The organism is Paraburkholderia bengalensis, from assembly GCF_037126505.1.
Taxonomy (GTDB): Bacteria; Pseudomonadota; Gammaproteobacteria; order Burkholderiales; family Burkholderiaceae; genus Paraburkholderia; species Paraburkholderia bengalensis.
In genome coordinates this window covers 90,558-111,198 of the sequence record NZ_JACFYJ010000003.1, presented here as the reverse complement: position 1 = coordinate 111,198, position 20,641 = coordinate 90,558, and the positions used below count along the sequence as shown (strand labels likewise).

Below are 20,641 nucleotides of genomic sequence, written 5' to 3'. Positions count from 1 at the left end.
GTGAGCGGGAGCGGAAGAAGCCATCAGTGCTGGCCGATCAGGATGCGGTTGAGACCGTAGACGCGGTCGAGCAGCAGCATCGCGCCCGCCGTGATGAAAATGACGAGCGCCGACACAGAGGCCATCATCGGGTCGATCGATTCCGTCGCGTACATGTACATGCGCACCGGCAACGTGACCGTCTGCGGCGACGTGATGAAGACCGACATCGTCAATTCGTCGAAGCTGTTGATGAACGCCAGCAGCCAGCCGCCCGTGATGCCGGGCAAGATCATCGGCAGCGTGATGCGGCGAAACGTGGTCCACGCATCCGCGCCCAGCGACGAAGCCGCGTGCTCGATGCTGCGGTCCATGCCGCTCACCGACGCCAGCACGAGGCGCATCACGAACGGCGTGATCACGACCATGTGCGCAAGAATCAGCCACGCGAACGAACCCGTTGCGCCGATCAGCGCGAAAAAGCGCAGCATCGCGATGCCGAGCACCAGCCCCGGTATCACCAGCGGCGACAGCAGCAGCGCGTTCACGAAGTTGCGCCCCGGAAAGCGTGCACGGCCGACCGCGAGTCCCGCGGGCAGCGCGATGACGAGCGACAGCGTCGCCGACGCAAACGCCAGCTTCACGCTATTGAGGAAAGCGGTGATGAAGTCGGGGTAGTCGAGAATCGCGCGGAACCAGCGCAGCGAAAAGCTGTGCGTCGGCAGCGTGAGCGTTTCGTCCGGCGTAAAGGCGACGAGCACGACGATCGCCAGCGGCGCGAGCACGAAGAGAATCACGAGCGTATGGAACGCGAGTGCGATAGGGCCGTTCTTGCGCATGATGAGTTCGCCTGGTGTTGTTTGCCCGTCGATATCGGTCAGCCCATGCTGCGGGCGTAGCGCCGTTCCAGCACGCGATAGTAGGTGAGCATCACGACGAGATTCGCGACCAGCAGCAGCACCGCGATCGTCGCGCCGAGCGGCCAGTTCATCGAACTCAGGAACTGGTCATAGACGGCCGTGGCCGCCACTTTCAGGCGGCGTCCGCCGAGCAGGCCCGGAATCGCGAACGCGCTCGCCGACAGGCCGAACACCATCAAGCCGCCGGACAGGATGCCGGGCACGAGCTGCGGCAGGACGATCCGGCGCAGTGTCGTCGCGGGCGACGCCATCAACGACAGCGCGGCGTTCTCCGTCTGCGGATCGAGCCGTTGCAGCGCGGTCCAGACGGGGATCACCATGAATGGCAACATCACGTGCACGAGCGCGATGACGATGGCGAACGTCGTGTATTCGAGCTTGTACGGCCCGAGCCCGAAGACCGCGAATGCCTGGTTCACGAGGCCGTTGGTGTTGAGCAGCATGCTCCAGCCGAACGCGCGCACCACCACCGATACCAGCAGCGGCGCCAGGATCACGAGCAGGAAGATGGACCGCCAGGGATCGCGCATGCGCGACAGCACATAGGCTTCAGGCGTGCCGATCGCGACGCACAGCACCGTCGTCAGCAACGCGATGCCGAAAGTACGCAGAAAGATCGTATGGAAGTACGACGAGCCGAGCACCTCGACGTAGTTGTGAAGTCCGAACGCCGCAATCGGCCCGCTTGCGGGATCGAAGCGGTAGAAGGTCAACGCGAACGTCATCGCCAGCGGCACGAGAACGAGGGTCGCGAAGAGCAGCAGCGCGGGCGCGCTCATCAGCCAGAGCGGCAAGAACGCGCGCCCCGGCGCGCGGACTGCGCGGCGGCTTGCGCCTTGCGTCGCGGGCAGCGTGCTATCCATTGGCGCGCTCCTCTCCGATCAGGCGCATCGCGCCGCTATGCCAGTCGATACCGACTTGCGCCCCTTCCGCAAACGGCTCGTTGCCCTCGTTCTGAGAACACACGAGCATTTCGCCGATGCGGCTGTCGAGCCGGTAAAGCCACTGGCTGCCGAGAAAAAAGCGGCTCGTGACATTGCCCGCAAGACGCCCTGCATCGGGCGCGCACAGGCGCAGTTTCTCGGGGCGGATGCAAAGCGTGACGTCATCGCCGACATCGATTGCCTGGCCGTGTGCCGACAGTTGCGCGAGGCTCCCCGTCTCTGCCAGATCGTGCCCGAGGTCAATCCGGATGGCGTCGCCGTCGCGCGCGATCACCTTGCCCGCCAGCATGTTCGCCTTGCCGATGAACTGCGAGACGAAGCGGTTTTCGGGCCGCTCGTAGGCGCGATACGGCGTATCGATCTGCGTGATGCGCCCCGCTTCCATTACGACCACCCGATCGCTGATCGACAGCGCTTCCGACTGGTCGTGCGTGACCATGATCGTGGTCGTACCGATCTTGCGCTGGATCGCGCGCAACTCGAACTGCATGTCCTCTCTGAGCTTCGCGTCGAGATTCGACATCGGCTCGTCGAGCAGCAGCACGGGCGGCGCGATCACGACGGCACGCGCGATTGCGACGCGCTGCCGCTGCCCGCCCGACAATTCACGCGGAAAGCGATGCGCGAGCGTATCGAGCCGCACCAGCGCGAGCGCTTCTCGCACGCGGTCCTCGCGCTCGGCTTTGTCGACGCCGCGCATCTCCAGCCCAAAGCTCACGTTCTGCGCGACGCTCATGTGCGGAAACAGCGCATAGCTCTGGAACACGATGCCGAGGCCGCGCCTGTTCGGCTTCATGTGCGTGATGTCGCGGCCATCGAGCGTGATGCGGCCCCGGGTCGTGTCGATGAAACCGGCGATCATCTGTAGCGTGCTCGTCTTGCCGCAGCCCGACGGGCCGAGCAGCGAGACGAACTCGCCCTTTTCCACCGACAGGTTGATGCCCGTGACGGCGTGCAGCTCGCCGAACGACTTCGAAACGTCAGTCAAAGTGAGAAACGACATGGTCTGGCCTTTCGGTGCGCGGGCACCGGCTGAATCGACGGGTGTCTGTTGAACCGACTCTAGCTAGCCAAATTCCCGACCGTCAATTCGAAATTCCGATGGACGATATAAACGTGCGTTTTCTTTCGTTGAATGGAATACATGCTTGCTTGGCACCTGGAAACGTTCCGCTATGCGTTGTCAGTGAAAGTACCGAATTGTAGCTTCCGGCGGTTCTGCACGCGTGTCCGGCCGGGCTTTGTTTTTCGACACGAACTTCGGCTAGTATTCCGTTTAGTGGAATCTTGACCGAGATCATCGATGAAACCTTCGAAGCAACCCGGCACCGCGCAGCCCGACGCGCCCGGCACGGGCATGTTGCAGCGTGCGTTCGCCGTCATCCGCGTGTTGGGCGAGATTCAGCCCGAAGGCGGCCGCGTGACGCGCATCGCGAAAGCCGTCGGACTCACGCAGGCCACGGTGCACCGCATCCTGCATGCGCTGATCGCGGAAGGTGTGGTCGAGCAGGACCAGAACACGAAGCTCTATCGGCTCAGCGTCGACTTCTTTGCGCTTGCTGCGCAGGCAGGCAATCCGAGCGGGATGCGCGCGCTGTGCCGTCCCGCGTTGCTGCGTCTGTGCGCGAGCCTCGGCGACACGATTTTTCTGCTTGTCAAAAGCAGTTTCGATGCTGTGTGTCTCGACATGTGTGAAGGGCCGTTTCCGATTCGCTCGTTCACAGGGGATATCGGCGGGCGCGTCGCGCTGGGCATCGGACAGGGCAGTCTTGCGATTCTGGCGTTCCTGCCCGAAGCGGAGCGCGAAGAGATCATTCGCTTCAACGTGCCGAGGCTACGCAGCTATGGTGTGCTCGACGAAGTGTATTTGCGCACGGAGATCGAGCGCGTCAGGCAACTCGGCTACGCCGGACGCAACAGCGGCGTACTGGAGGGAATGGCGGGCGTCGCGGTGCCAATCATCGACAGAACCGGTTGCGCGGTTGCCGCGCTGAGCGTCGGCACGTTGTCCGCGCGACTGGGCGAAGACCGCTTGCCGATGGTCGTCGAGTTGCTGAAACGACAGGCGGATCTCATCGGTCCGCAGGTCAATCCGTTCGATGTCGCAATGCGCCGTCCGATGCACGGACTCACGCGTGCAATGACGACCGAGCCGATCGCTTGACACGCGAGCCGGGTCGGTCTACCAGGGCTTCCAAAGTTACGTCGCAATCTTCAGCGCTTGCGAGAAATCCGCGATCAGGTCGTCGATATCCTCGATACCCGCCGACAGCCGCAGCATGCCGTCGGAAATGCCCATCGCCTTGCGCGTTTCGGGACCGGCTTCAAAAAAGATCGTCGGCGCGACGGGAATAATAAGCGTCCGCGTGTCGGCGAGACCGGTCGCCTTGATCGGCAGCTCGAGCGCGTTGACGACTTCGATCATGCGCGCCGCGTCAAGCAATTCGAACGACAACAGCCACGACGCGCCCTTGAACAGCGCTTGCGCGATTCCGTATTGCGGATGGCTCTTCAAGCCGGGATAGAACACCTTGCCGATGGCTTTGTGTCCTTCCAGAAACTGCGCCAGTGCGAGCGCGTTGTCGCTGCTTTGCTTCACGCGCAAGGCGAGCGTTTCCGCGCCCATCGCGATGGAATGCGCCTGCTCCGAGGACAATGCCGCGCCCATGTCGCGCAGCCCCTTCTTGCGGATCTGCAAAAGCCCCTGCTCTTTCGCTGCCGAGCGCCGATAATCATCGGCGATGTTCGGATACGCGCTCCAGTCGAACAGGCCCGTATCGGTCACTGCTCCGCCGAGTGCGGCGCCATGGCCTGCGATCGTCTTCGTCAACGAGTTGACGACGAGGCTCGCGCCGACCGCCTTCGGCTTGAACAAGGCTGGCGAGGTAATCGTGTTATCGACGACATACGCGATGCCGCGCTCGCGGCACACGTCGCCGATGCCCTGCAAATCGGGAATCTGCGTGCCTGGATTCGCGATGGTTTCGACGAACACCATGCGCGTATTCGGCCGGATTGCGTTCTTCACGTCCTCGACGGCGCTTGCATCGACGGTCGTGACTTCGACGCCCAGCATCCGCAATGTGCCGAACAGGCTGTTGGTGTTGCCGAACACATAACGGCTCGATACCAGATGATCGCCCGCGCGCAGGAGCGTCAGGAATGTCGCGGTGATCGCGGCCATGCCGGTGCTGAAGCAGACCGTGCCGACACCTTCTTCGAGGCCCGTGATCTTGCGCTCGAGCGCGGCAGTCGTGGGTGTGCCCTGCCGCGCATAGTTGAAGCCGCCCTTTTTGGTGCCCTGGAACACGCCGATCAGGTCCTCGACGCGCTCGAAGCCATATTGCACGGACGTATGAATCGGCTGATGCACGCCGCCGTGCTCAGTGCCCGCAATCCTGTCGCCGTGAACGATGCTCGTGGTGAAGCCTTGCTTGTCCATCCCTTCTCCGCCTCTCAAGTCGAATGTTTCCGGCCGATTATCTCCCGTAACTCATGGCCGCGAAATGTCCATCGCCGTCCCCCGAATTCTCGAAATTCGCGAACGGCAAAAGCGAATAGGCTCGGCGGGAAGGCGAAGACGAATTGTAAACGGAGCGTTAGCGAAGGTCTGCAAAAGACCGGGCGTTGACGCGTGGTTGGACTCAATCGCACGTCATGCCCTGCGCCGCCTTCCGATATTCAACTGCGAGGATCGCAATTATGTACGTTCTCCGAGGACACTGTGTGTGTTCTCGCTGCCCTCGGTATATCTGGCACAACGACCGCAATGCGTATGGCGGTTTTCCGAGCGGATGCGCCATCCAGATGGCGCGGTGCAGTTGATGTTGTCAACCAACGAAGCGCGTTGCAGCAGCAGTGGATGAAGGAGCCGCAGTGGTCGCACTGATTCATCATCTTTTAGCGGCAAATCCGGGTAAGCGCCGGGCCACAGCCACGCTGCGACGTGCGCGACGCGGCCAGCGGGAGCGCCTTTAGCCAATTCCTCCGTCTGTATTGGCACCCGATCCTCCTCACGTCATTTTGGCGTTGCAAAGGGCAGGCATATCAAACGCCTGGACTTGTTCCAATCCCGAGATTTGCGGCCCATAATCTGGATCACCTGCCACTGGCGGCCCGTTCAGAAGCATCGGAAGCAGGGCTCGAAATGTCTAACGAATCATCGGCTCCCCCCTTCGCAGGGCAGCCCATACCATCACCGATCAGTTGGGAGGGATCTGATGAATTCCTCGAAAATCTGCAAAGGGTGCTGGCAAACCCTACACCTCCCGGTGGCGTTGCGTGGTCCGTTTTCTATCCCGTATCGAATGGTCGGTCTACGGCCCAGCCGGATGAATCCAAACCTCTGCACGTTCTGCGAGTTAGCCTTCACCCGTATCATGAAGGCCCGAAATATCACCATCAATGCCACCGTACTCTTCGCTGATCTAAGAGGCTACACAACCGCTTCCCAACACCTGGCTCCAGATCAAATGTCGTTAGCTCTGGATGCGTTTTATGACGAGTGTGCCGAGGCGATCTGGGAGTATGACGGATTGCTAAACAAGACAATCGGCGATGCCGTTATGGCGGTATTCAATTTTCCGATCCGACAGGAAAATCACGCAGCACAAGCATTGCGCGCGGCGCGACAGATGCAGCGCCGCTGGGGTGTCCGACGAAACAAGCTTTCAAAGGATCTCGACCTGACTGAAGGGGCGCTGTCTATTGGCGTTGGTATCGCCAGCGGTAATGTTAGCTTCGGTGAATTTGGTCAGTCGCATCGCGATTTGACGGCAATTGGCACGGTCGTCAACACCGCTGCCCGCGCACAGTCCGTCGCGCGAGCGGGTCAAATTCTGGTCACGAGCGCCGTTCGGGACCAATGCGAGAACGCTGTCAGCAACAAGGGGGTGAATTACGACCTGAAGGGTTTTGCAGCGCCGACCGAGCTCTATGATGCCGCGGAATGCAATGGCGAGCGCCGGGTCTAATGGATCGACCTTATCGCACAGGTGGAGAGTGGTGTGATGCTGAAAGACGAAGTCAGACAGCTTGAGAGATCGGTCAATACGCTCATGCGTCTCCCGTCGATGTTCCGTCGTGAAGACTGGACCGCAAAGTTCCTCTCCATCGCGGGCTCGAGAAGCTCTTTATCGGTCATGGAAAACTTGAAACACGGCGAGTGGCACGCTCCGCACGTAGCGAAGCTTCCGCTTCGCGTCGACCGGGCCGAGCAGCAACGAATCAATCCGCGCCGGGCCGCGTGCGATATCACTCGCCACGAAATGGTCGCGCTTCCGCATTAGGTCTTCAGCCAGCCGGTTGTCCGGCCTGAGCGGTACGCTGCATCAACGCGCCTGCCAACGATGCCTTCTAGCGTAATACGCCCCCTTCAGTTTCATTCTCCGGGTTGCACACCGCTCGTCCTGCTGCGTGTAACGCGTACCTGGCTGACGTTAAGCGTCAGTCGATATCCGTTATCGCGACGTCACTGAAGCGGGCGTCGCCGCCTTCTGCGAAAACGCGGACATGATTGTCGCCGGCTGCGGGGAAGATCAGGTCCGTGACGACCGCGCGCCCCCGATCGGCAAACACCTCAACCGAATTGCGGTCAATCACCACCTGCAGATCGAGCCTGCCGTCGTTCAATGGCAGGTTGACAATGTGTGCCTTACTGAATGCGCCCGAAAACCAGGTGTTGCCCGAACGCGACCGGTCCACGATCAGCGTCTGCATACGAGTGTCGTAGAAGATCCGCGTACCCACGTCACCACTGGCGGACGCGCGCACGATCAGACCGACGCGCTGTGCCGTGTCGGGCCGGATGGTCATCCTGATGTTTTGCACGGAGCCGCGCGCCGGCCGCGCAAGGTCGCGCGTGGCCGACGACACGTCGATTGCGTCGATGCGCGTTGCGGGAAGCTGTTTCACCATCGACACGTACGATGGCGGCGGCACGGATATCAGTTGCGGCCTGCCGTCGATCGTCTTCAGCGCGAGTTCGCGCGGCAATGCCATCGCGCCCTTCCACGGCGCGGTCGGCACATGACTCGCGTAGTCCCAGTTGCTCATCCAGCCGATCGTCACCGCCTTCCCTGACGGCGCGTTCGAGAACGTCCCTGCCGCGTAGTAGTCCGCGCCGTGATCCAGCCAATGGTACCGCGCGGGATCGGAGCCGGCGGGCGCAACGTCGTCTGCTACGAAGCGTGTGCCGTCGAACTGCCCGACAAAATACATTGCGCCCGATCCACCTGCGATCGACCATGGGTTCACGTTGACAATCATCACCCACTTCAGTCGCGACGGGTCGCCGTCGAGTGGCAGGGCGAACAGGTCGGGCATTTCCCAGAGCGCGCCCCGGTGCGGCACATTAGGCAACGTGAAGTCGCTCAGAAACGTCCAGTCGATCAGATTGTCGGACCGGTAGAATTTGACGACGTGCGCATCGGCGACAACGGTCGCCATCAACCAGTAGCCACCCGGTGCGAACCAGGACACCTTGGGATCACGAAACTGCTTTGACTCGGGACTTAGCGTCAGCACCGGGTTGTGCGCGTACTGACGCCAGGTCACGCCGTCATCGGTACTGTATGCAACCGACTGCGCCTGAACACCAGCTTCATGACGGGAGCCCGCCTTGTAGACACTCGTATAAAGCGCGACGAGGGGCGGCGTCTTTGCCGTTCCGAACCCCGACGTGTTGCGGGCATCAACGACGACCGAGCCGGAGAAAATCTCCTCGCTCTGGTTCGCAGGCAGGGCGACGGCATGCTCTTCCCAATGAATCAGGTCGTGGCTCGTCGCATGGCCCCATGACATGTCGCCCCAGAAGTTCCCATGCGGGTTGTACTGATAGAACAGGTGATACAGGCCCTTGTAGTAGACGAGGCCATTGGGGTCGTTCATCCAGTTACGTTGTGGCGTGTAGTGAAGCGCGGAGCGCCATTGTGGCGTATCGGCTGTGCTTGCCGCAAAGCAGGAAGACGGCGGCGCGCATGCTGCGACGGTCGCGGCCAGCGCGGCAAAGAGCCACGATGACAGCACGGGCGGCCTGAAGAATCGGTGTTGCGGTGCTTGCATCGAATGTCTTTTGATCAGGAAGGCATCATGGCCCGGAAGATCCGCACACGACCGTGCCGTGCCGGCGGTTTCCGGCAGTCAGGCCGCGGCGCGCGGTCTCGCGTAACGCTCGGTTGACCGTATTAACGTGCAGACCCAGGAAATCGGCGAGCAGACGCTGCGGCGGCAACGCCTCACCAGGTTGCAACGTGCCCGCGTCAATCGCAGCTTCGATCTCGTGAGCCACGGCCAGATACACAGGGCGCGTGCGGGTGGTCAATTCGGGAATCCAGAACTTCATGCGGCACTCGTAAGGAGCCGGCGCAAGGAATGTCCTCGGCTCAGGCGGATAAGGCGGATCGGGACCGTCGAGGCTTGCAGCAAGCGGTGGCCGCAAGCCTCACGAGCAGGCTTACTGGCTGTTGCCGCCCTGCCCGTTGCCATTGCCCGGCGCCGACTGGTTCGCGGGAATGTCACCGTAGCCGCCCAGGCCGCCCTTGCCGTATGTGCGGTCCACGACCGTCGTGTCACCCTTGATGTTGATCTTGACGGTCGGCGCAAGCGTTCCGCCGCGCCGCGGGCCGATTGCATCGATAAACGACTCGACAAGACCACCCGGCATCACATAGTGCGAATACGACTGGAACTCGCGCGGATTCTGGTTCGGGTCCTGCGCGTACGGCGCACCGGCCGGCGCCGAAAAGTCGGTAGGGTTGCCGAGTACGAGACCGCTGCCGCCGTTCAGGGGCAAGAAGTCGCTGCGAATACCGTTGCCGACGAAGCCGTACACGCCATCTGGTCCGTCGACGCCCGCTGCCATCGTTGTGCGATGGCTGATCGTGAACAGGTAGTATTTGCCGTCCTTCAGGTAGATCTGCGGCCGCTCGGTTTGATCATCGACGCAATTCGCCGACAGGATCGGTGGCAAAAACTTCCATTGGGTCAGTTGCGGATTCGTCGCGACCGCGAGACCGACGTTGGCCTTTTGATACACCGCGCCCGAGTTCATCACGGCGTTCAGGTCTTCCCGTTGCGGATCGTTCGGCGCGTAGCCGAGGTCGGCTTCTGTGCAGGTGCGCGCGCCGCGCGGGCCGCCCGTGTTGCCTTCGAACACCATGTAGGTCTTCCCGGGATGGGCGGGATCGGTGAACACAAACGGATCGCGGTACGAGAAGTAGGTGTTCTGCTCGCCGGTCTGGTAGTAGGTGCCGTCCGGCTTGAGCAATGCCTCGTGATCGTCGAAGCCTGAGAACCACACGTGACTGTCGTCGGCGTGGATGTGACCGTCGGCGCGCGTGATGATCGCCTGCGGCGGCGTAATGTCGGCGCCGCCGGGGGCGGACCGGTTGAACGACGTCGCGGTGTAGTAGAGGCTGACGTTGTCGCCGTGCGTGAGACGCGCCGAGCCCGACCATTCGGCGTTATCGGTCATGGGCGACGTGCCGAATACCTTGACGCTCGCGCCATCCGGGAACAGATGACCGCCCCAGGTCCAGCCGCCGTTCGCGGGCCGCTGCGATGCGGGGATGCCCGCGCGGCGGTAGAAAAACCCGATGCGCGCGTGAACGTGACGGTCGTCGAACGTATAGCCGGCATGTGGATCGGCCGTCAGCGAGAAGATCACCTCCCAGCCCTTGTATGCCAGCTGGTTCGCCTGCATGTCGGCCAGCGGCCACGTGTCCCACACCCAGACGTTCGAGTTGATCAGCGGGAAATCCTGCGGGATGTCCGGCATGGTCAGCGAAAGCGGCAGTGAGTTCTTGTCGGTCGCCGAGGCGGCGTGCGACTGCGCCTTGATCTGACGGATATCGGCACGCGTCCAGCGCATCGTGAAACTGCTCTCGGGGTCGTACGCCTGCTGAGAATGCGGTGTCGGCGTCGGAAAGCCCGGCGTCGCCGTCTGAGCCAGTGCGGGTAGCGAAGCGGCCGACAGCAAGGCCGCCGACAGCAGGCGCCTGCGCAGGCGCGGGTTGATCGGGAAGGTTTGCGCGTTATAGCCAGCGTACATGGAGAGCGTCCTGTAAGTCGTTTTGAAAAGTTCCAAACCGGTTTGGATAGTAGATCAAACCGGTTTGGAAGTCAAAATTTCGCTCAAATTTGGTATGCTGACGGTGTTTCTCATCCCGACGTACGCGCGTGTTCATCGGGGGTGACGGGAGCCGCGAGGGGGAAAAGTGAAAACGAATCTGAAGGCGCTGGCCAGCGCCTTAGGTCTGTCAAGGACCACGGTCAGCCGTGCGCTGAACGGCTATGACGATGTCAGCGAGGCAACCCGCCAGCGAGTGATCGAGGCCGCCCGGGCGCTCGGGTACCAGGCAGACTCCACCGCGCGCAGGCTGGCGACGGGCCGCGCTGACGCGATCGGCATCGTGTATCCGTTCGGTGCCGGGGATCTGGGCGATCCACGTTTTTGCGAGGTCGTCGCGGGCCTTACCGAGGCGCTCGGCGAACACGACATGGACCTGATCATTGCATCTGCCCGGCAAAACGCGGAACTGGAGACGTATCGCCGGCTCGTCGAAGGCCGGTCGGTCGACGCGCTGATCGTGGCGCGCACGCTGATGGACGACAGGCGTATCGCGCTTCTCCAGGAGTGGGACTTTCCGTTTGTCGCTTACGGCCGGACCCATAGCGCGCGGCCTTACTGGTGGTTCGATTTCGACAACGAAGCGGGTGCACGAGCCGCGACGCAGCGGTTAATCGACTTCGGCCACCGGCGCATCGCGCTGATCAGCGCGCCGCTTGCCATGACGTTTGCGGTCCAGCGCCGGGAGGGCTTTGTGAGCGCGTTGCAAGACGCGGGCATTGCACCCTTGCCCGAGCTGATGATCGAGTGTTCATTCGACAGTGCAGGCGGCCACGCTGCGGCGACCGCGCTGTTGAACCTGACCGAATCACCAAGCGCGGTGCTTGTGGACAACAACCTCGCAGGCACGGGCGCCTTTCGCGCGCTCGTCGATAGCGGGCGCAAGTTGGGCAGCGACGTCTCGTTGATCGTCTATGACGGGGTGCCCTCGGATGTCTCGCATCCGTACACGGTAACCGCCGTGACGCAGCCGACGGGCCACGCGTCTGGAAAAGCCATGGCCGAACTCGTGTTGGACGCCATCAGGGACCGGGAACGTTGTGCGCATCGGCTTGCGTTACCCCGCATCGATCCGGGTGATACGGACGGCCCGAGAAGTTGATTGCAACCCGACATTGTGACGGGACAGCGTAAGCCGGAGCATGGGTTGCGACGACGCCCACGAAGGGAACACCTGCCATGCTTCAGTGCGATCAGCATAGACTGCCGTCCCGGCGGGAATGGGGGCGTACACTGGAACATGCCGGGCGGCCTGATATCCGCGGCTTTCGAATCGATCCAGCCATGCTTGATAAACAACGCCGTCAATTCATCGTTGGGAGCGCGCTCGGTGCAGCGGGGTTAGTCTGGACGAACGCGTTATGCGCGGCGAGCCGCAGCGACACGATCGCACTCGTGCTGAAATCCATGTCCGATCCGTTTACGAGAACGATGATCGATGGCGCCCAGACGTTCCAGAAGCACTACCCTCATCCGTTCCAGCTTGTCGTGGATGGCTGCGCAACCGAAACCGATGCCGACGGGCAAATAAGCATCGTCGGCAATCTGATCTCGCAACGCGTCAGCGCAATCGTCCTGGCGCCGGCAGATTCCAAGGCGCTGATTCCTGTCACGAGCGAGTGCATAGGACGCGGCATCATCACGCTCACGATCGACAATCCTCTGGACCCGGATGCGCTGAACGCCGCAGGCGTACATGTACCGTTCGTCGGACCGGACAACCGTCGAGGCGCAAGGCTGGTTGGCAGCTATCTCGCGAGTAAGCTTCACGGTGGCGATCAGGTCGGCATCGTCGAAGGTGTGCCGGGAAGCCGCAATGCGCAGCAACGCACGGCGGGATTCACAGATGAGATGAAGGCTGCGCATGTCCAGGTCGTTGCGCTCGAAGCCGGTGACTGGGAGTACGACAAGGGCAGATTGGCAGCGTCGACGATACTCGCACGAAAACCGGAGATACGTGCCCTCCTGTGCGGCAACGACAATATGGCCATGGGAGCGGTCGACGCCGTGCGTGCTGCGAAAAAAACGGGAGCGGTCTTTATCACCGGATATAACAACAGCGATGCGATCAAGCCGCTGCTCAAAAACGGGAGAATTCTTGCGACGGTAGACCAGTTCGCGGCCAAGCAGGCCGTGTACGGCGTCGACGTGGCTTTGCAGGCGTTACTGCAACAGCAAAAACAGGGCGACTTGCCCGCGTTCATTCAGACGCCATTGACGCTGGTTACACGCACCAGCGCCTGACAATCGCAACATTCTTTGACCATGAGCGAAACGCCTCTCATGCCGCAGGGCCGCGATCTCAGTCTGCAGCACATCGGCCTTGGCGTGTTCACGGATTACATCGTCGCTATCTGAAATACCCCCTGCGCAAACCGATTACGTCGCGAGCGTCGTTTTCGACACAGCGACCTTCGGCTCGTCGACGCGCTTTCCAACCACCAGTGCATAGATGAGTGCAGCCAGAAGCGCGATCCCAGCACTGATAAGGAACGCATCGACAAACGAATGCGTCCGATCGACGACAACACCGGTGACAAAAGGCGCGAACGAGCCGCCGAAGTTCTGAATACTCGCAAGGGATGCCGCCATGTGCCGGGGCGCCGCCACAGACACAAGCGCCCAACTCGCACCGCATGCCATCTGGACAAAAAACATTGCGACGCTGAGATAGAGAATTGCAAGTGTCAGATTCGGCGTGAACGCAGCGGGAACCGTGAATACAGCCCCACCAATCAGACCCACACAGATAGGCCATTTTCGGCTTCGAACCGGCGCGATACCGCGGGCCTGCAACGGATCAGCGGCGAAGCCGCTCGATAACATGCCAATCGTGCCGAAATCGACACCAACCATCCGGTGATTGCGAGCGACAAATGACGCTCGCGCTCAAGATAAGCAGGTAGCCAGGTCAGGTACAGCCACAGCATATAGGCAAGTTGCTCCGGAGGGACAGCCGTGTCCTCAACAAACGGCTGCGGCCGCCTCCTTTCGCGTACGTTGCCGAGAAGGCCGACTGCGCGCTTTCGCATTGCATAAACACGGCTAATCGCCACATCTCCCCAGGCGATCGTGTGGCCAAGACGCCGAACGCTTTGGTCCGTGCTGATGTGCTCGACAAATTCAGCGATGCGAGTCTGAAGCTGAACGAGATCATCGGCGCTGAATTCAATCAGGTTGATACCCTGAGTGCTTCGTTCCTCGTTATAGTCCGGAAAAAACTCGGATATCGAAGCCCAGACAACGTCATCCCGGGCTAGCGCAAGTACTGTGGAATCCACCGTCTCGATTGACAGCGGTTGATGCTCCATCAGTGCGCGCGCATCCCTTAGCGCATCCATGAATCCCTCATACTGGACGTTCACCAGGGCTGAATGAAGAGGTATCGGCAAAACGTTCAATGTTGCTTCTACAACGAATCCCAGCGTGCCCTCCGCGCCGCAGATGAGGCTGTTCAGGTTCAGCTTTCCGTCATGTTCGCGAAGATGCGCGAGATCGTAGCCCGTTAAACAGCGACTGAGCGACGGGAAAGTGTCCCGTATGAGTTCAGCCTGGCTGTCGGAAATTTCGCGGGCAGTCTTGTAGACCCGTCCAACGACATCCGTCCGTGCGCAAAGCTGATCGAGGGCTGCATCATCGACCGGCTCGGAGACGAGCGGAACGCCTCCAAGCAATACGGTCTCCAGAGCGATGACATGGTCGCGCGTCTTTCCATAGGTACAGCTGCCTTGGCCGCTGGCGTCCGTGCTGATCATTCCACCAATCGTGGCGCGATTCGACGTGGACAGTTCGGGAGCAAAGAATAATCCATGCGGTTTGAGAGCCGCATTCAATTGATCTTTTACGACGCCTGCCTGAACTCTTGCTGTGCGTTTAATCAGGTCGATTTCAATGACGCGGTTCATGTGGCGGGACAGGTCAACGACAATACCGTCGGTCAATGACTGGCCGTTGGTCCCGGTACCACCGCCACGGGGCGACACCACGACGCGTCGAAATCGCTCCTCGGCGAGCAGCCGCGCGATGCGCTCAACGTCCGCGGCGTTGCGGGGGAAAATGGCAGCGGCCGGTCTGCGTTGATAGATCGAATTGTCTGTTGCAAGTACCGTGCGGGTCGCATGGCTGACGTCAATCTCGACCTCCAGTCCCGCAATGCGCAAAGCTTCGAGAAACGCTGTTTCAGAGGTAATGCCTCGAGCTTCTTCCAGCTTTATAACCCTCATGTCGCTTTACCTTTCATGCGTCCTTGCGCGGCACTCTGCTTACGCTTTGCTTCACCCGCGTCCATCGGAAGAAGAGGCCTGACACGCCGCTGCCATGGCCGCATTGGAGAGAAAGCGCGAGGTCACGCGTCGGCCGCTGACATTCCGGAGATAAGGCTTTGCTCGATTGATGTGACCGCGATTGCCGAACGCAGCGTGTACGCGGATTGGCAACCACGTTCTGGCTCGCCGCTGCTCGCCAGGCATATGCGCCCTGGGGAGTGACGCCCGCGGAAGTTCAACCGATCTGAACTCTGTCGAGAATCTCGTCTGAGCCAACCTCGAGCGGAGCGAAATTGGTCGAGCGCACATAATCCGGTCGCGGATGCTCGACTTCTTCGGGTTTGTTCTTCACCTGGTTGTAGACGACATAGGCCTGCCATCGATCGTCACCCGACAGGTTGTGACCCGAAGAATGCACAATGTTGGCGTCGAAGAACACGACTGTTCCCGGGCGGCCGGTGATAGGCACGGCCTTGGGATGGCTGGACAAAATTTCAAGCATGGTCGGCTTGGGCACCACGTAGAAGCGGTAACCGGTTGCCTCATCGAATGCCGGATCGAGTAAACCTAGTTTGTGGCTTCCCGGGATGAAGTAGAGACATCCGCCCATTTCGGTCGGCTCGTCGAGCATGACCAACGCGGTTGTCATCAGCGGCTCTTTCACGCCATCGATATGCCAGGTGCCGAAATCTTGATGCCATTGCCACACGGAACCGTCGATTGCCGTCTTCAAATTGCATTTCGTGTGATAGACGTAGAGTTGCGCATCGCCGATCAGTTGTTGTGCCGGCTCGAGCAATCGGGGAGAGCGCACTGCGGAGTGAAAAACCGGCGATGCCGTCGGACTTTCCGTCTCGTGAACCTTGTAGATCGTCTTTGCGATGCCGCCCGTTTTTTCCCGCACGAGATGGTCGGTGTCAATCTTCTGGATTCGGCGCAACTCGCTCTTCATATGCGCGATTTCTGCTTCGGAGAAAAGCTCTGGCAGAACCACAAACCCATCGCGCTCGTACGCTTCCAACTGTGACGCGGTAAGTTCCATGAGGGGATCTCCTGACTTGTTGGTGTGATGTCATGATCCTAAGACCCCTCGAGTCCAATGTAAAAGATATAATAAGTCGCGTATCGGTACCTAAAAGGTTCCAAATGGAGCTACGTCATCTTCGCTACTTTCTGGTAGTGGCACGCACACTCAACTTCACGAAGGCGGCCGATGAACTTCACATGGCGCAACCGCCGTTGAGCCGGCAGATACGGGAACTGGAAGAGGAACTCGGCGTAGCGCTTTTTGAGCGACGGGGCAAACGAGTGTTTCTTTCGTCGGCGGGCCAGGTGTTCGAAGAACGGGCCAAGCGAATTCTGGCGGATACGAACTCCGCGATCGTGGATTCGCAACGCGCAGCAAGAGGGGAAATCGGCCGGGTGGCGGTCGGGTTCTTCGAGCACATCGCATACACACTGCTGCCACCGCTCCTGCGTGAATTCCAGCATCGTTATCCCGCGGTGACAGTCGAACTTCGATGGTTTTCCTCTGCGGAACAGATCAATGCTCTGGACCGAGGGGACGTCGATCTGGCGTTCGTCCGCTCGTTGCCGCCGGATACTCAACTGAACAGCGTCTTGTTGCTCCAGGAGCCGTTTTACGTTGCCATCGCCAAGGACAATCCTCTCGCAGCCAAACGGCAGATTTCCATCAAGGACTGTATGCAGTTGCGCGTCATCAATTACCGGAAAGATGTCGCACCGGACTATCACGCCACCATCAACCAGCTGTGCGCACTTGCCGGATTCTCTCCTTCCACGAGCTTTGAAATGGGGCAGATCTACGCTTCCCTTGGCCTCGTAAGCGCCGGGTTTGGCGTGACGCTTGTACCCGCGTCAGTTCAACGAACGCACATGGACAACGTCGTCTATCGTCCTCTGCGCGAACAGCACGCGAAAAGCGAACTCTACCTCGCGTGGAAGGAACCCAATCCGTCCGCTGCGCTGGGCTCTTTTGTTCAGCTAGCGCGCGAGATAGCCGCGCACGCACAGCGAAAAGCGAAGGTCGAATAAACGCGAAGCGGTACAGATTAGTCTTACCAGTCGAAACTGTCAGCAAACCGTGTGCATCGTGCTGAGACGATCATCTTGAATTGGATGGGAAGCTAAATGGATAGATTGGAAGCAATGTCGATCGTGCTGCTCACGATCGAAAAGGGTAGCCTCACGGCGGCGGCGAAGGCCTTGAATATGCCGCTCCCGACCGTCAGCCGGAAGGTCACCGAACTCGAAGAGTACCTTGGCACGAAGTTGCTGCATCGCTCAACGCGAAAGCTGACCTTGACCGATGCGGGCCAAGCTTACGTCGAGTCGGTCAAACGCATCATGGAAGACATCGAGGAAGTCGAACGAGCAGCGGCTGGCGAATACACCACCCCTCGGGGAGAACTCGTTCTCACTGCACCGGTGTTGTTTGGCCACATGTACATCTTGCCCGTCGTAACCGACTTCCTGGCTGCCTATCCCGAGATCAACGTCCAACTGGTGCTCTCCGATCGGAATCTTCATCTCTACGACGACCACGTTGATATGGCGGTTCGCATTGGCACGTTGCCGGACAGCAATATGATTGCAACCCGTGTCGGCGCTATGGATACACTGGTGTGCGCTTCGCCGGACCTGCTAGCTGCGCACGGCGTACCCAAACACCCTGGTGACCTGGAAAACCTTCCGTGCGTTGTCTTCGCTGGCCCTTCCACCGCGACATGGTGGTTCCGTGATCCCGCGACCAAACGTGATTTCAGCATCAACATCATTCCGCGCCTGTCCGTGACCACCGCTGAGGCTGCGGTACAGGCGGCGCTGCGGCGCACCGGTTTGACGAGGGTGTACCGCTACCACTGCGATGCCGCGCTCCGCACGGGGGAGCTTGTCCACGTCCTTCCGAAGTTTGATGTCGAGTCGATTCCTGTCAGTCTCATCCATGGAGAGCGCCGCCTGTTGCCGCTCAAGATGCGGGTCTTCCTCGACTTCGCAGCCGACCGGTTGCGGTCGGCCATGTCGGATCTGGGCAAGGCCTGAGGGCGTTCGCTCTACCGAATCCACCTCTTTCCAACCCTTCTATACTTTCACTGAGTGGAAGTTTGGTTCTCAAAAATAACCAATTATTGTTTTGGGCGGAAGTCACTACTATCTCTCCTACCGAAGCCACGGTGGCTCGGATTAACGGAGAAATCTCATGGCCCGCCTTGCAATCCCCTCGAAAGAAGCCGCTCCCGCCAAAGCACAACCCATCCTCGCGAACTACGAAAAAGTTCTCGGTGTGATCCCGAACTTCTTCGCCCTGATCTCGCGATCCCCCGAAGCCCTGAAGGCGATCGCCGACATGCACGGCGCGCTCGGCAAGAGCCTCGGCCACAAGACCCGGGAACGCATCCACGTGATGACCGCCGAAGTGAACGGCTGCAACTACTGCCTGTCGGCGCACACCTATCTCGGCGCCAAGCTGCAGGGGCTGACGCCGGAAGACATGGAACTCAATCGCGACGGTCATTCGACCGATCCCAAGGCCGACGCCGCGCTGCAGTTCGCCTACAAGATCGCCACGTCGCGCGGTCACATTCAAGACGCGGATGTCGAAGCCGTGCGTGCTGCGGGTTACACCGACGAGCAAATCGTTGACATCGTCGCCGAGACCGCGTTCAGCTTCATCACCAACCTCTTCAACAACACGTTCAAGACCGACATCGACGCGACGTTTCCGCCGCTTCAGACCCGGGCCCGTCAGGCCGCCTGACACCCGGACGGACGGGCGCCATGTGAAGCGTCCGTCTGCCTGGTCTCGATGGCTGGTTGCTCCGTTCTGAACACGCGCAATTTTCTATGCGCGCGTGGTCGGTCGGAACACTTCTATTGATGCAATACCCTGGATTGTCGCGCCTGCCAGGCGTGTCGATTCGTGAAGGAACAGTCGATGCCTCGCTTGCACTCTACGCGAGACGATGCTCCCGTCGAGAGTAAGCCGATCCTGGACGTTGTCTATCAAAAGCTGGGCGTCGTGCCGAATTTCTACCGTCTCCTCGGCAGCAGTCCGGTCGCACTGGCAGCATTTGCGGCTTTTCAGAACGGCCTGTCCGACGCTTTTATGAACGCAGTATCGCGATCCGGGCGGACATAGAGCAGGCGGAACCCGAGGCGCGTGACGCTCAGCTGGAGCCACGCGGCAAACTGCGCGTGCATGCGGTTCCGGGTATCGGACGCCGCCTCGTTGCGCGTGCCGCGCCGTAGTGCTGGACAACGAGGCCGGTCCCGATCTGCTCGTAAAATACGGATTCGGCCACCATGCGCCCCAATGCGAGCGCGAGGAGCCGTTCGAGCCCGAACAATCCCGAGTTAAGTTCCGGCACCGCCAACACTGAGAGTTTTGATGGAACTTCGACAGTTACGATATTTCGTCAGCGTCGTTGAGCACGGCAGTATGGGCAAGGCCGCGCTTGAGCTGGGCGTCGTCACGTCGGCGCTCAGCCAGCAAATCAGTCGGCTTGAAAGCGAGCTCTCGACGCGCCTGCTGCAGCGAACTTCCGTCGGCGTCGTGCCCACCGATGCCGGACTGGCATTCTGGCGTCAGGCGCAGCTCGCGCTGCGCCACATCGACGATGCCGCGGTTGCCGCCCGCCAGGCTCGCCTTTCGGGCCATGTCAGCGTAGGTCTCGCACCGAGCACAACTGGTGTGATCGGCCTCGCCTTCATGCAAGCGATGCGCGAGCGCTATCCGGATGTACGGCTGCGTATGGTCGAAAGCCTCTCCGGCTATCTGGGCGCGATGCTCGGCGCGCGGCAAATCGATCTGGCGATCCTGTTCCGTGAAGAACCCGCGCAACGATGGAGCGTCATCCCTTTGCTGGACGAACGCCTGTTCGTGATCGGCACTTCGACACTGCCCGGCATGCCCAGGCAATCTCGGACCTCAATCGCAAAACTGGGCGCGCTTCCCCTTATCCTGCCTAGCGGCACACATGGCCTTCGTGCACTGCTCGATGCCGCATTCAAGCGCACGGGTTACGCCCCATGCATCGCCGCCAAGGTCGACGGCCTCGCCATGCTCATGGACGCCGTACGCGGTGGGCTCGGCGCAACGATCCAGCCGGGAGCGGCACTCGCACGCGCGGAGAATGCGTCCCTGGCGAGCGTGCCGCTCGTGGAGGCATACGCAACGAGGCCGAACCTGATCGCGAGCGTCTCGGACGACGAACTGTCGCCCGCCGGGCTTGCCGCACGCGTCGTGCTGGCCGACGTCGCGCGCGACACCGTCGACGCGGGCCGCTGGCCCGGCGCCGCGCTTCGTTAAGCCACCCTTCACGAAACCTGAAGACCTCTTGCCGCCTCCCTGATAGCGGCGCCGACCGCTGCTTCTTATAGTTGCCT

At 60.7% G+C, this 20,641-nt stretch carries 17 protein-coding genes and 2 pseudogenes; 9 read left to right on the top strand and 10 right to left on the bottom strand.

Annotated elements, in window-relative coordinates:
* Window positions 1-23: 23 nt before the first annotated feature.
* The 3 genes from H3V53_RS03160 to H3V53_RS03150 are packed head-to-tail and all read right to left on the bottom strand — an operon-like array spanning window position 24 to window position 2,846.
* Window positions 24-818, bottom strand: coding sequence for an ABC transporter permease (locus H3V53_RS03160; protein WP_336596677.1), 795 nt, complete (start codon window positions 816-818; stop codon window positions 24-26).
* A 38-nt stretch (window positions 819-856) separates the two neighbouring features.
* A complete protein-coding gene (locus H3V53_RS03155; protein WP_336596676.1) occupies window positions 857-1,762 on the bottom strand; it encodes an ABC transporter permease in 906 nt (301 codons plus the stop codon).
* Window positions 1,755-2,846 (bottom strand): ABC transporter ATP-binding protein, encoded by a 1,092-nt coding sequence (locus H3V53_RS03150; protein ID WP_336596675.1) that lies wholly within the window; start codon window positions 2,844-2,846, stop codon window positions 1,755-1,757. The genes H3V53_RS03155 and H3V53_RS03150 overlap by 8 nt, the downstream gene beginning before the upstream one ends.
* A gap of 300 nt (window positions 2,847-3,146) precedes the next feature.
* On the opposite strand from H3V53_RS03150, the gene H3V53_RS03145 reads away from it, so the two are divergent.
* Entirely contained in the window at window positions 3,147-4,007 is an 861-nt protein-coding gene (locus tag H3V53_RS03145; protein ID WP_336596674.1) for an IclR family transcriptional regulator, read from the top strand.
* Window positions 4,008-4,043: 36 nt separating this feature from the next.
* On the opposite strand, the gene H3V53_RS03140 is transcribed toward H3V53_RS03145, so the two are convergent.
* Window positions 4,044-5,285 carry a cystathionine gamma-synthase family protein gene (locus H3V53_RS03140; protein ID WP_336596673.1) on the bottom strand — a complete coding sequence of 414 codons (1,242 nt, stop codon included), beginning with the start codon at window positions 5,283-5,285 and terminating at the stop codon, window positions 4,044-4,046.
* A gap of 778 nt (window positions 5,286-6,063) precedes the next feature.
* On the opposite strand from H3V53_RS03140, the gene H3V53_RS03135 reads away from it, so the two are divergent.
* A complete protein-coding gene (locus tag H3V53_RS03135; protein WP_336596672.1) occupies window positions 6,064-6,816 on the top strand; it encodes an adenylate/guanylate cyclase domain-containing protein in 753 nt (250 codons plus the stop codon).
* 36 nt (window positions 6,817-6,852) lie between these two features.
* The gene (locus tag H3V53_RS03130; protein ID WP_336596671.1) at window positions 6,853-7,131 is read left to right on the top strand and encodes a hypothetical protein; all 279 of its coding nucleotides are present in this window, start codon (window positions 6,853-6,855) and stop codon (window positions 7,129-7,131) included.
* 157 nt (window positions 7,132-7,288) lie between these two features.
* Here H3V53_RS03130 and H3V53_RS03125 read toward each other — a convergent pair whose 3' ends face one another.
* The 3 genes from H3V53_RS03125 to H3V53_RS03115 form a co-directional block, all read right to left on the bottom strand.
* A complete protein-coding gene (locus H3V53_RS03125; RefSeq protein WP_336596670.1) occupies window positions 7,289-8,905 on the bottom strand; it encodes a glycoside hydrolase family 32 protein in 1,617 nt (538 codons plus the stop codon).
* A gap of 25 nt (window positions 8,906-8,930) precedes the next feature.
* Complete coding sequence (locus H3V53_RS03120; RefSeq protein ID WP_054922050.1) at window positions 8,931-9,185, bottom strand: GntR family transcriptional regulator; 255 nt, start codon at window positions 9,183-9,185, stop codon at window positions 8,931-8,933.
* A 111-nt stretch (window positions 9,186-9,296) separates the two neighbouring features.
* Window positions 9,297-10,892 (bottom strand): glycoside hydrolase family 68 protein, encoded by a 1,596-nt coding sequence (locus H3V53_RS03115; RefSeq protein ID WP_336596669.1) that lies wholly within the window; start codon window positions 10,890-10,892, stop codon window positions 9,297-9,299.
* A gap of 166 nt (window positions 10,893-11,058) precedes the next feature.
* Here H3V53_RS03115 and H3V53_RS03110 point away from each other — a divergent pair, with 166 nt between their 5' ends.
* Together H3V53_RS03110 and H3V53_RS03105 are read left to right on the top strand one after the other, a co-directional pair.
* Window positions 11,059-12,072: a substrate-binding domain-containing protein gene (locus H3V53_RS03110; protein ID WP_336596668.1), complete on the top strand. Its 1,014-nt coding sequence runs from the start codon at window positions 11,059-11,061 to the stop codon at window positions 12,070-12,072.
* Window positions 12,073-12,254: 182 nt separating this feature from the next.
* Complete coding sequence (locus H3V53_RS03105) at window positions 12,255-13,214, top strand: substrate-binding domain-containing protein (RefSeq protein WP_336596667.1); 960 nt, start codon at window positions 12,255-12,257, stop codon at window positions 13,212-13,214.
* Between the two features lie 135 nt (window positions 13,215-13,349).
* On the opposite strand, the pseudogene H3V53_RS03100 reads toward H3V53_RS03105, so the two are convergent.
* From H3V53_RS03100 to H3V53_RS03090, 3 genes and pseudogenes are all read right to left on the bottom strand, one after another.
* Window positions 13,350-13,903: pseudogene (locus tag H3V53_RS03100) on the bottom strand (MFS transporter); the annotation flags it as partial.
* Window positions 13,904-15,193: pseudogene (locus H3V53_RS03095) on the bottom strand (FAD-binding oxidoreductase); the annotation flags it as partial.
* A gap of 277 nt (window positions 15,194-15,470) precedes the next feature.
* The gene (locus H3V53_RS03090; RefSeq protein ID WP_336596666.1) at window positions 15,471-16,277 is read right to left on the bottom strand and encodes a phytanoyl-CoA dioxygenase family protein; all 807 of its coding nucleotides are present in this window, start codon (window positions 16,275-16,277) and stop codon (window positions 15,471-15,473) included.
* A gap of 104 nt (window positions 16,278-16,381) precedes the next feature.
* Here H3V53_RS03090 and H3V53_RS03085 point away from each other — a divergent pair, with 104 nt between their 5' ends.
* The 4 genes from H3V53_RS03085 (at window position 16,382) to H3V53_RS03070 (ending at window position 20,564) form a co-directional block, all read left to right on the top strand.
* Window positions 16,382-17,290 carry a LysR family transcriptional regulator gene (locus H3V53_RS03085; RefSeq protein ID WP_336596665.1) on the top strand — a complete coding sequence of 303 codons (909 nt, stop codon included), beginning with the start codon at window positions 16,382-16,384 and terminating at the stop codon, window positions 17,288-17,290.
* A 114-nt stretch (window positions 17,291-17,404) separates the two neighbouring features.
* On the top strand, window positions 17,405-18,298 hold the full coding sequence (locus H3V53_RS03080; protein ID WP_336596664.1) for a LysR family transcriptional regulator: 894 nt from the start codon (window positions 17,405-17,407) through the stop codon (window positions 18,296-18,298).
* Window positions 18,299-18,455: 157 nt separating this feature from the next.
* Window positions 18,456-19,013, top strand: a complete 558-nt coding sequence (locus tag H3V53_RS03075) for a carboxymuconolactone decarboxylase family protein (protein WP_336596663.1) — start codon at window positions 18,456-18,458, stop codon at window positions 19,011-19,013.
* A gap of 630 nt (window positions 19,014-19,643) precedes the next feature.
* Window positions 19,644-20,564, top strand: a complete 921-nt coding sequence (locus H3V53_RS03070; protein WP_336596662.1) for a LysR family transcriptional regulator — start codon at window positions 19,644-19,646, stop codon at window positions 20,562-20,564.
* Window positions 20,565-20,641: the final 77 nt, after the last annotated feature.

Bases quoted from the DNA above. Each gene is read 5' to 3' on its own strand.
- H3V53_RS03075 (WP_336596663.1), top strand. From the start codon at position 18,456: ATGGCCCGCCTTGCAATCCCCTCGAAAGAAGCCGCTCCCGCCAAAGCA.
- H3V53_RS03090 (WP_336596666.1), bottom strand. From the start codon at position 16,277: ATGGAACTTACCGCGTCACAGTTGGAAGCGTACGAGCGCGATGGGTTT.
- H3V53_RS03115 (WP_336596669.1), bottom strand. From the start codon at position 10,892: ATGTACGCTGGCTATAACGCGCAAACCTTCCCGATCAACCCGCGCCTG.
- H3V53_RS03105 (WP_336596667.1), top strand. From the start codon at position 12,255: ATGCTTGATAAACAACGCCGTCAATTCATCGTTGGGAGCGCGCTCGGT.
- H3V53_RS03160 (WP_336596677.1), bottom strand. From the start codon at position 818: ATGCGCAAGAACGGCCCTATCGCACTCGCGTTCCATACGCTCGTGATT.
- H3V53_RS03085 (WP_336596665.1), top strand. From the start codon at position 16,382: ATGGAGCTACGTCATCTTCGCTACTTTCTGGTAGTGGCACGCACACTC.
- H3V53_RS03155 (WP_336596676.1), bottom strand. From the start codon at position 1,762: ATGGATAGCACGCTGCCCGCGACGCAAGGCGCAAGCCGCCGCGCAGTC.
- H3V53_RS03145 (WP_336596674.1), top strand. From the start codon at position 3,147: ATGAAACCTTCGAAGCAACCCGGCACCGCGCAGCCCGACGCGCCCGGC.
- H3V53_RS03070 (WP_336596662.1), top strand. From the start codon at position 19,644: ATGGAACTTCGACAGTTACGATATTTCGTCAGCGTCGTTGAGCACGGC.
- H3V53_RS03150 (WP_336596675.1), bottom strand. From the start codon at position 2,846: ATGTCGTTTCTCACTTTGACTGACGTTTCGAAGTCGTTCGGCGAGCTG.
- H3V53_RS03130 (WP_336596671.1), top strand. From the start codon at position 6,853: ATGCTGAAAGACGAAGTCAGACAGCTTGAGAGATCGGTCAATACGCTC.
- H3V53_RS03120 (WP_054922050.1), bottom strand. From the start codon at position 9,185: ATGAAGTTCTGGATTCCCGAATTGACCACCCGCACGCGCCCTGTGTAT.
- H3V53_RS03125 (WP_336596670.1), bottom strand. From the start codon at position 8,905: ATGCAAGCACCGCAACACCGATTCTTCAGGCCGCCCGTGCTGTCATCG.
- H3V53_RS03135 (WP_336596672.1), top strand. From the start codon at position 6,064: ATGAATTCCTCGAAAATCTGCAAAGGGTGCTGGCAAACCCTACACCTC.
- H3V53_RS03140 (WP_336596673.1), bottom strand. From the start codon at position 5,285: ATGGACAAGCAAGGCTTCACCACGAGCATCGTTCACGGCGACAGGATT.
- H3V53_RS03080 (WP_336596664.1), top strand. From the start codon at position 17,405: ATGTCGATCGTGCTGCTCACGATCGAAAAGGGTAGCCTCACGGCGGCG.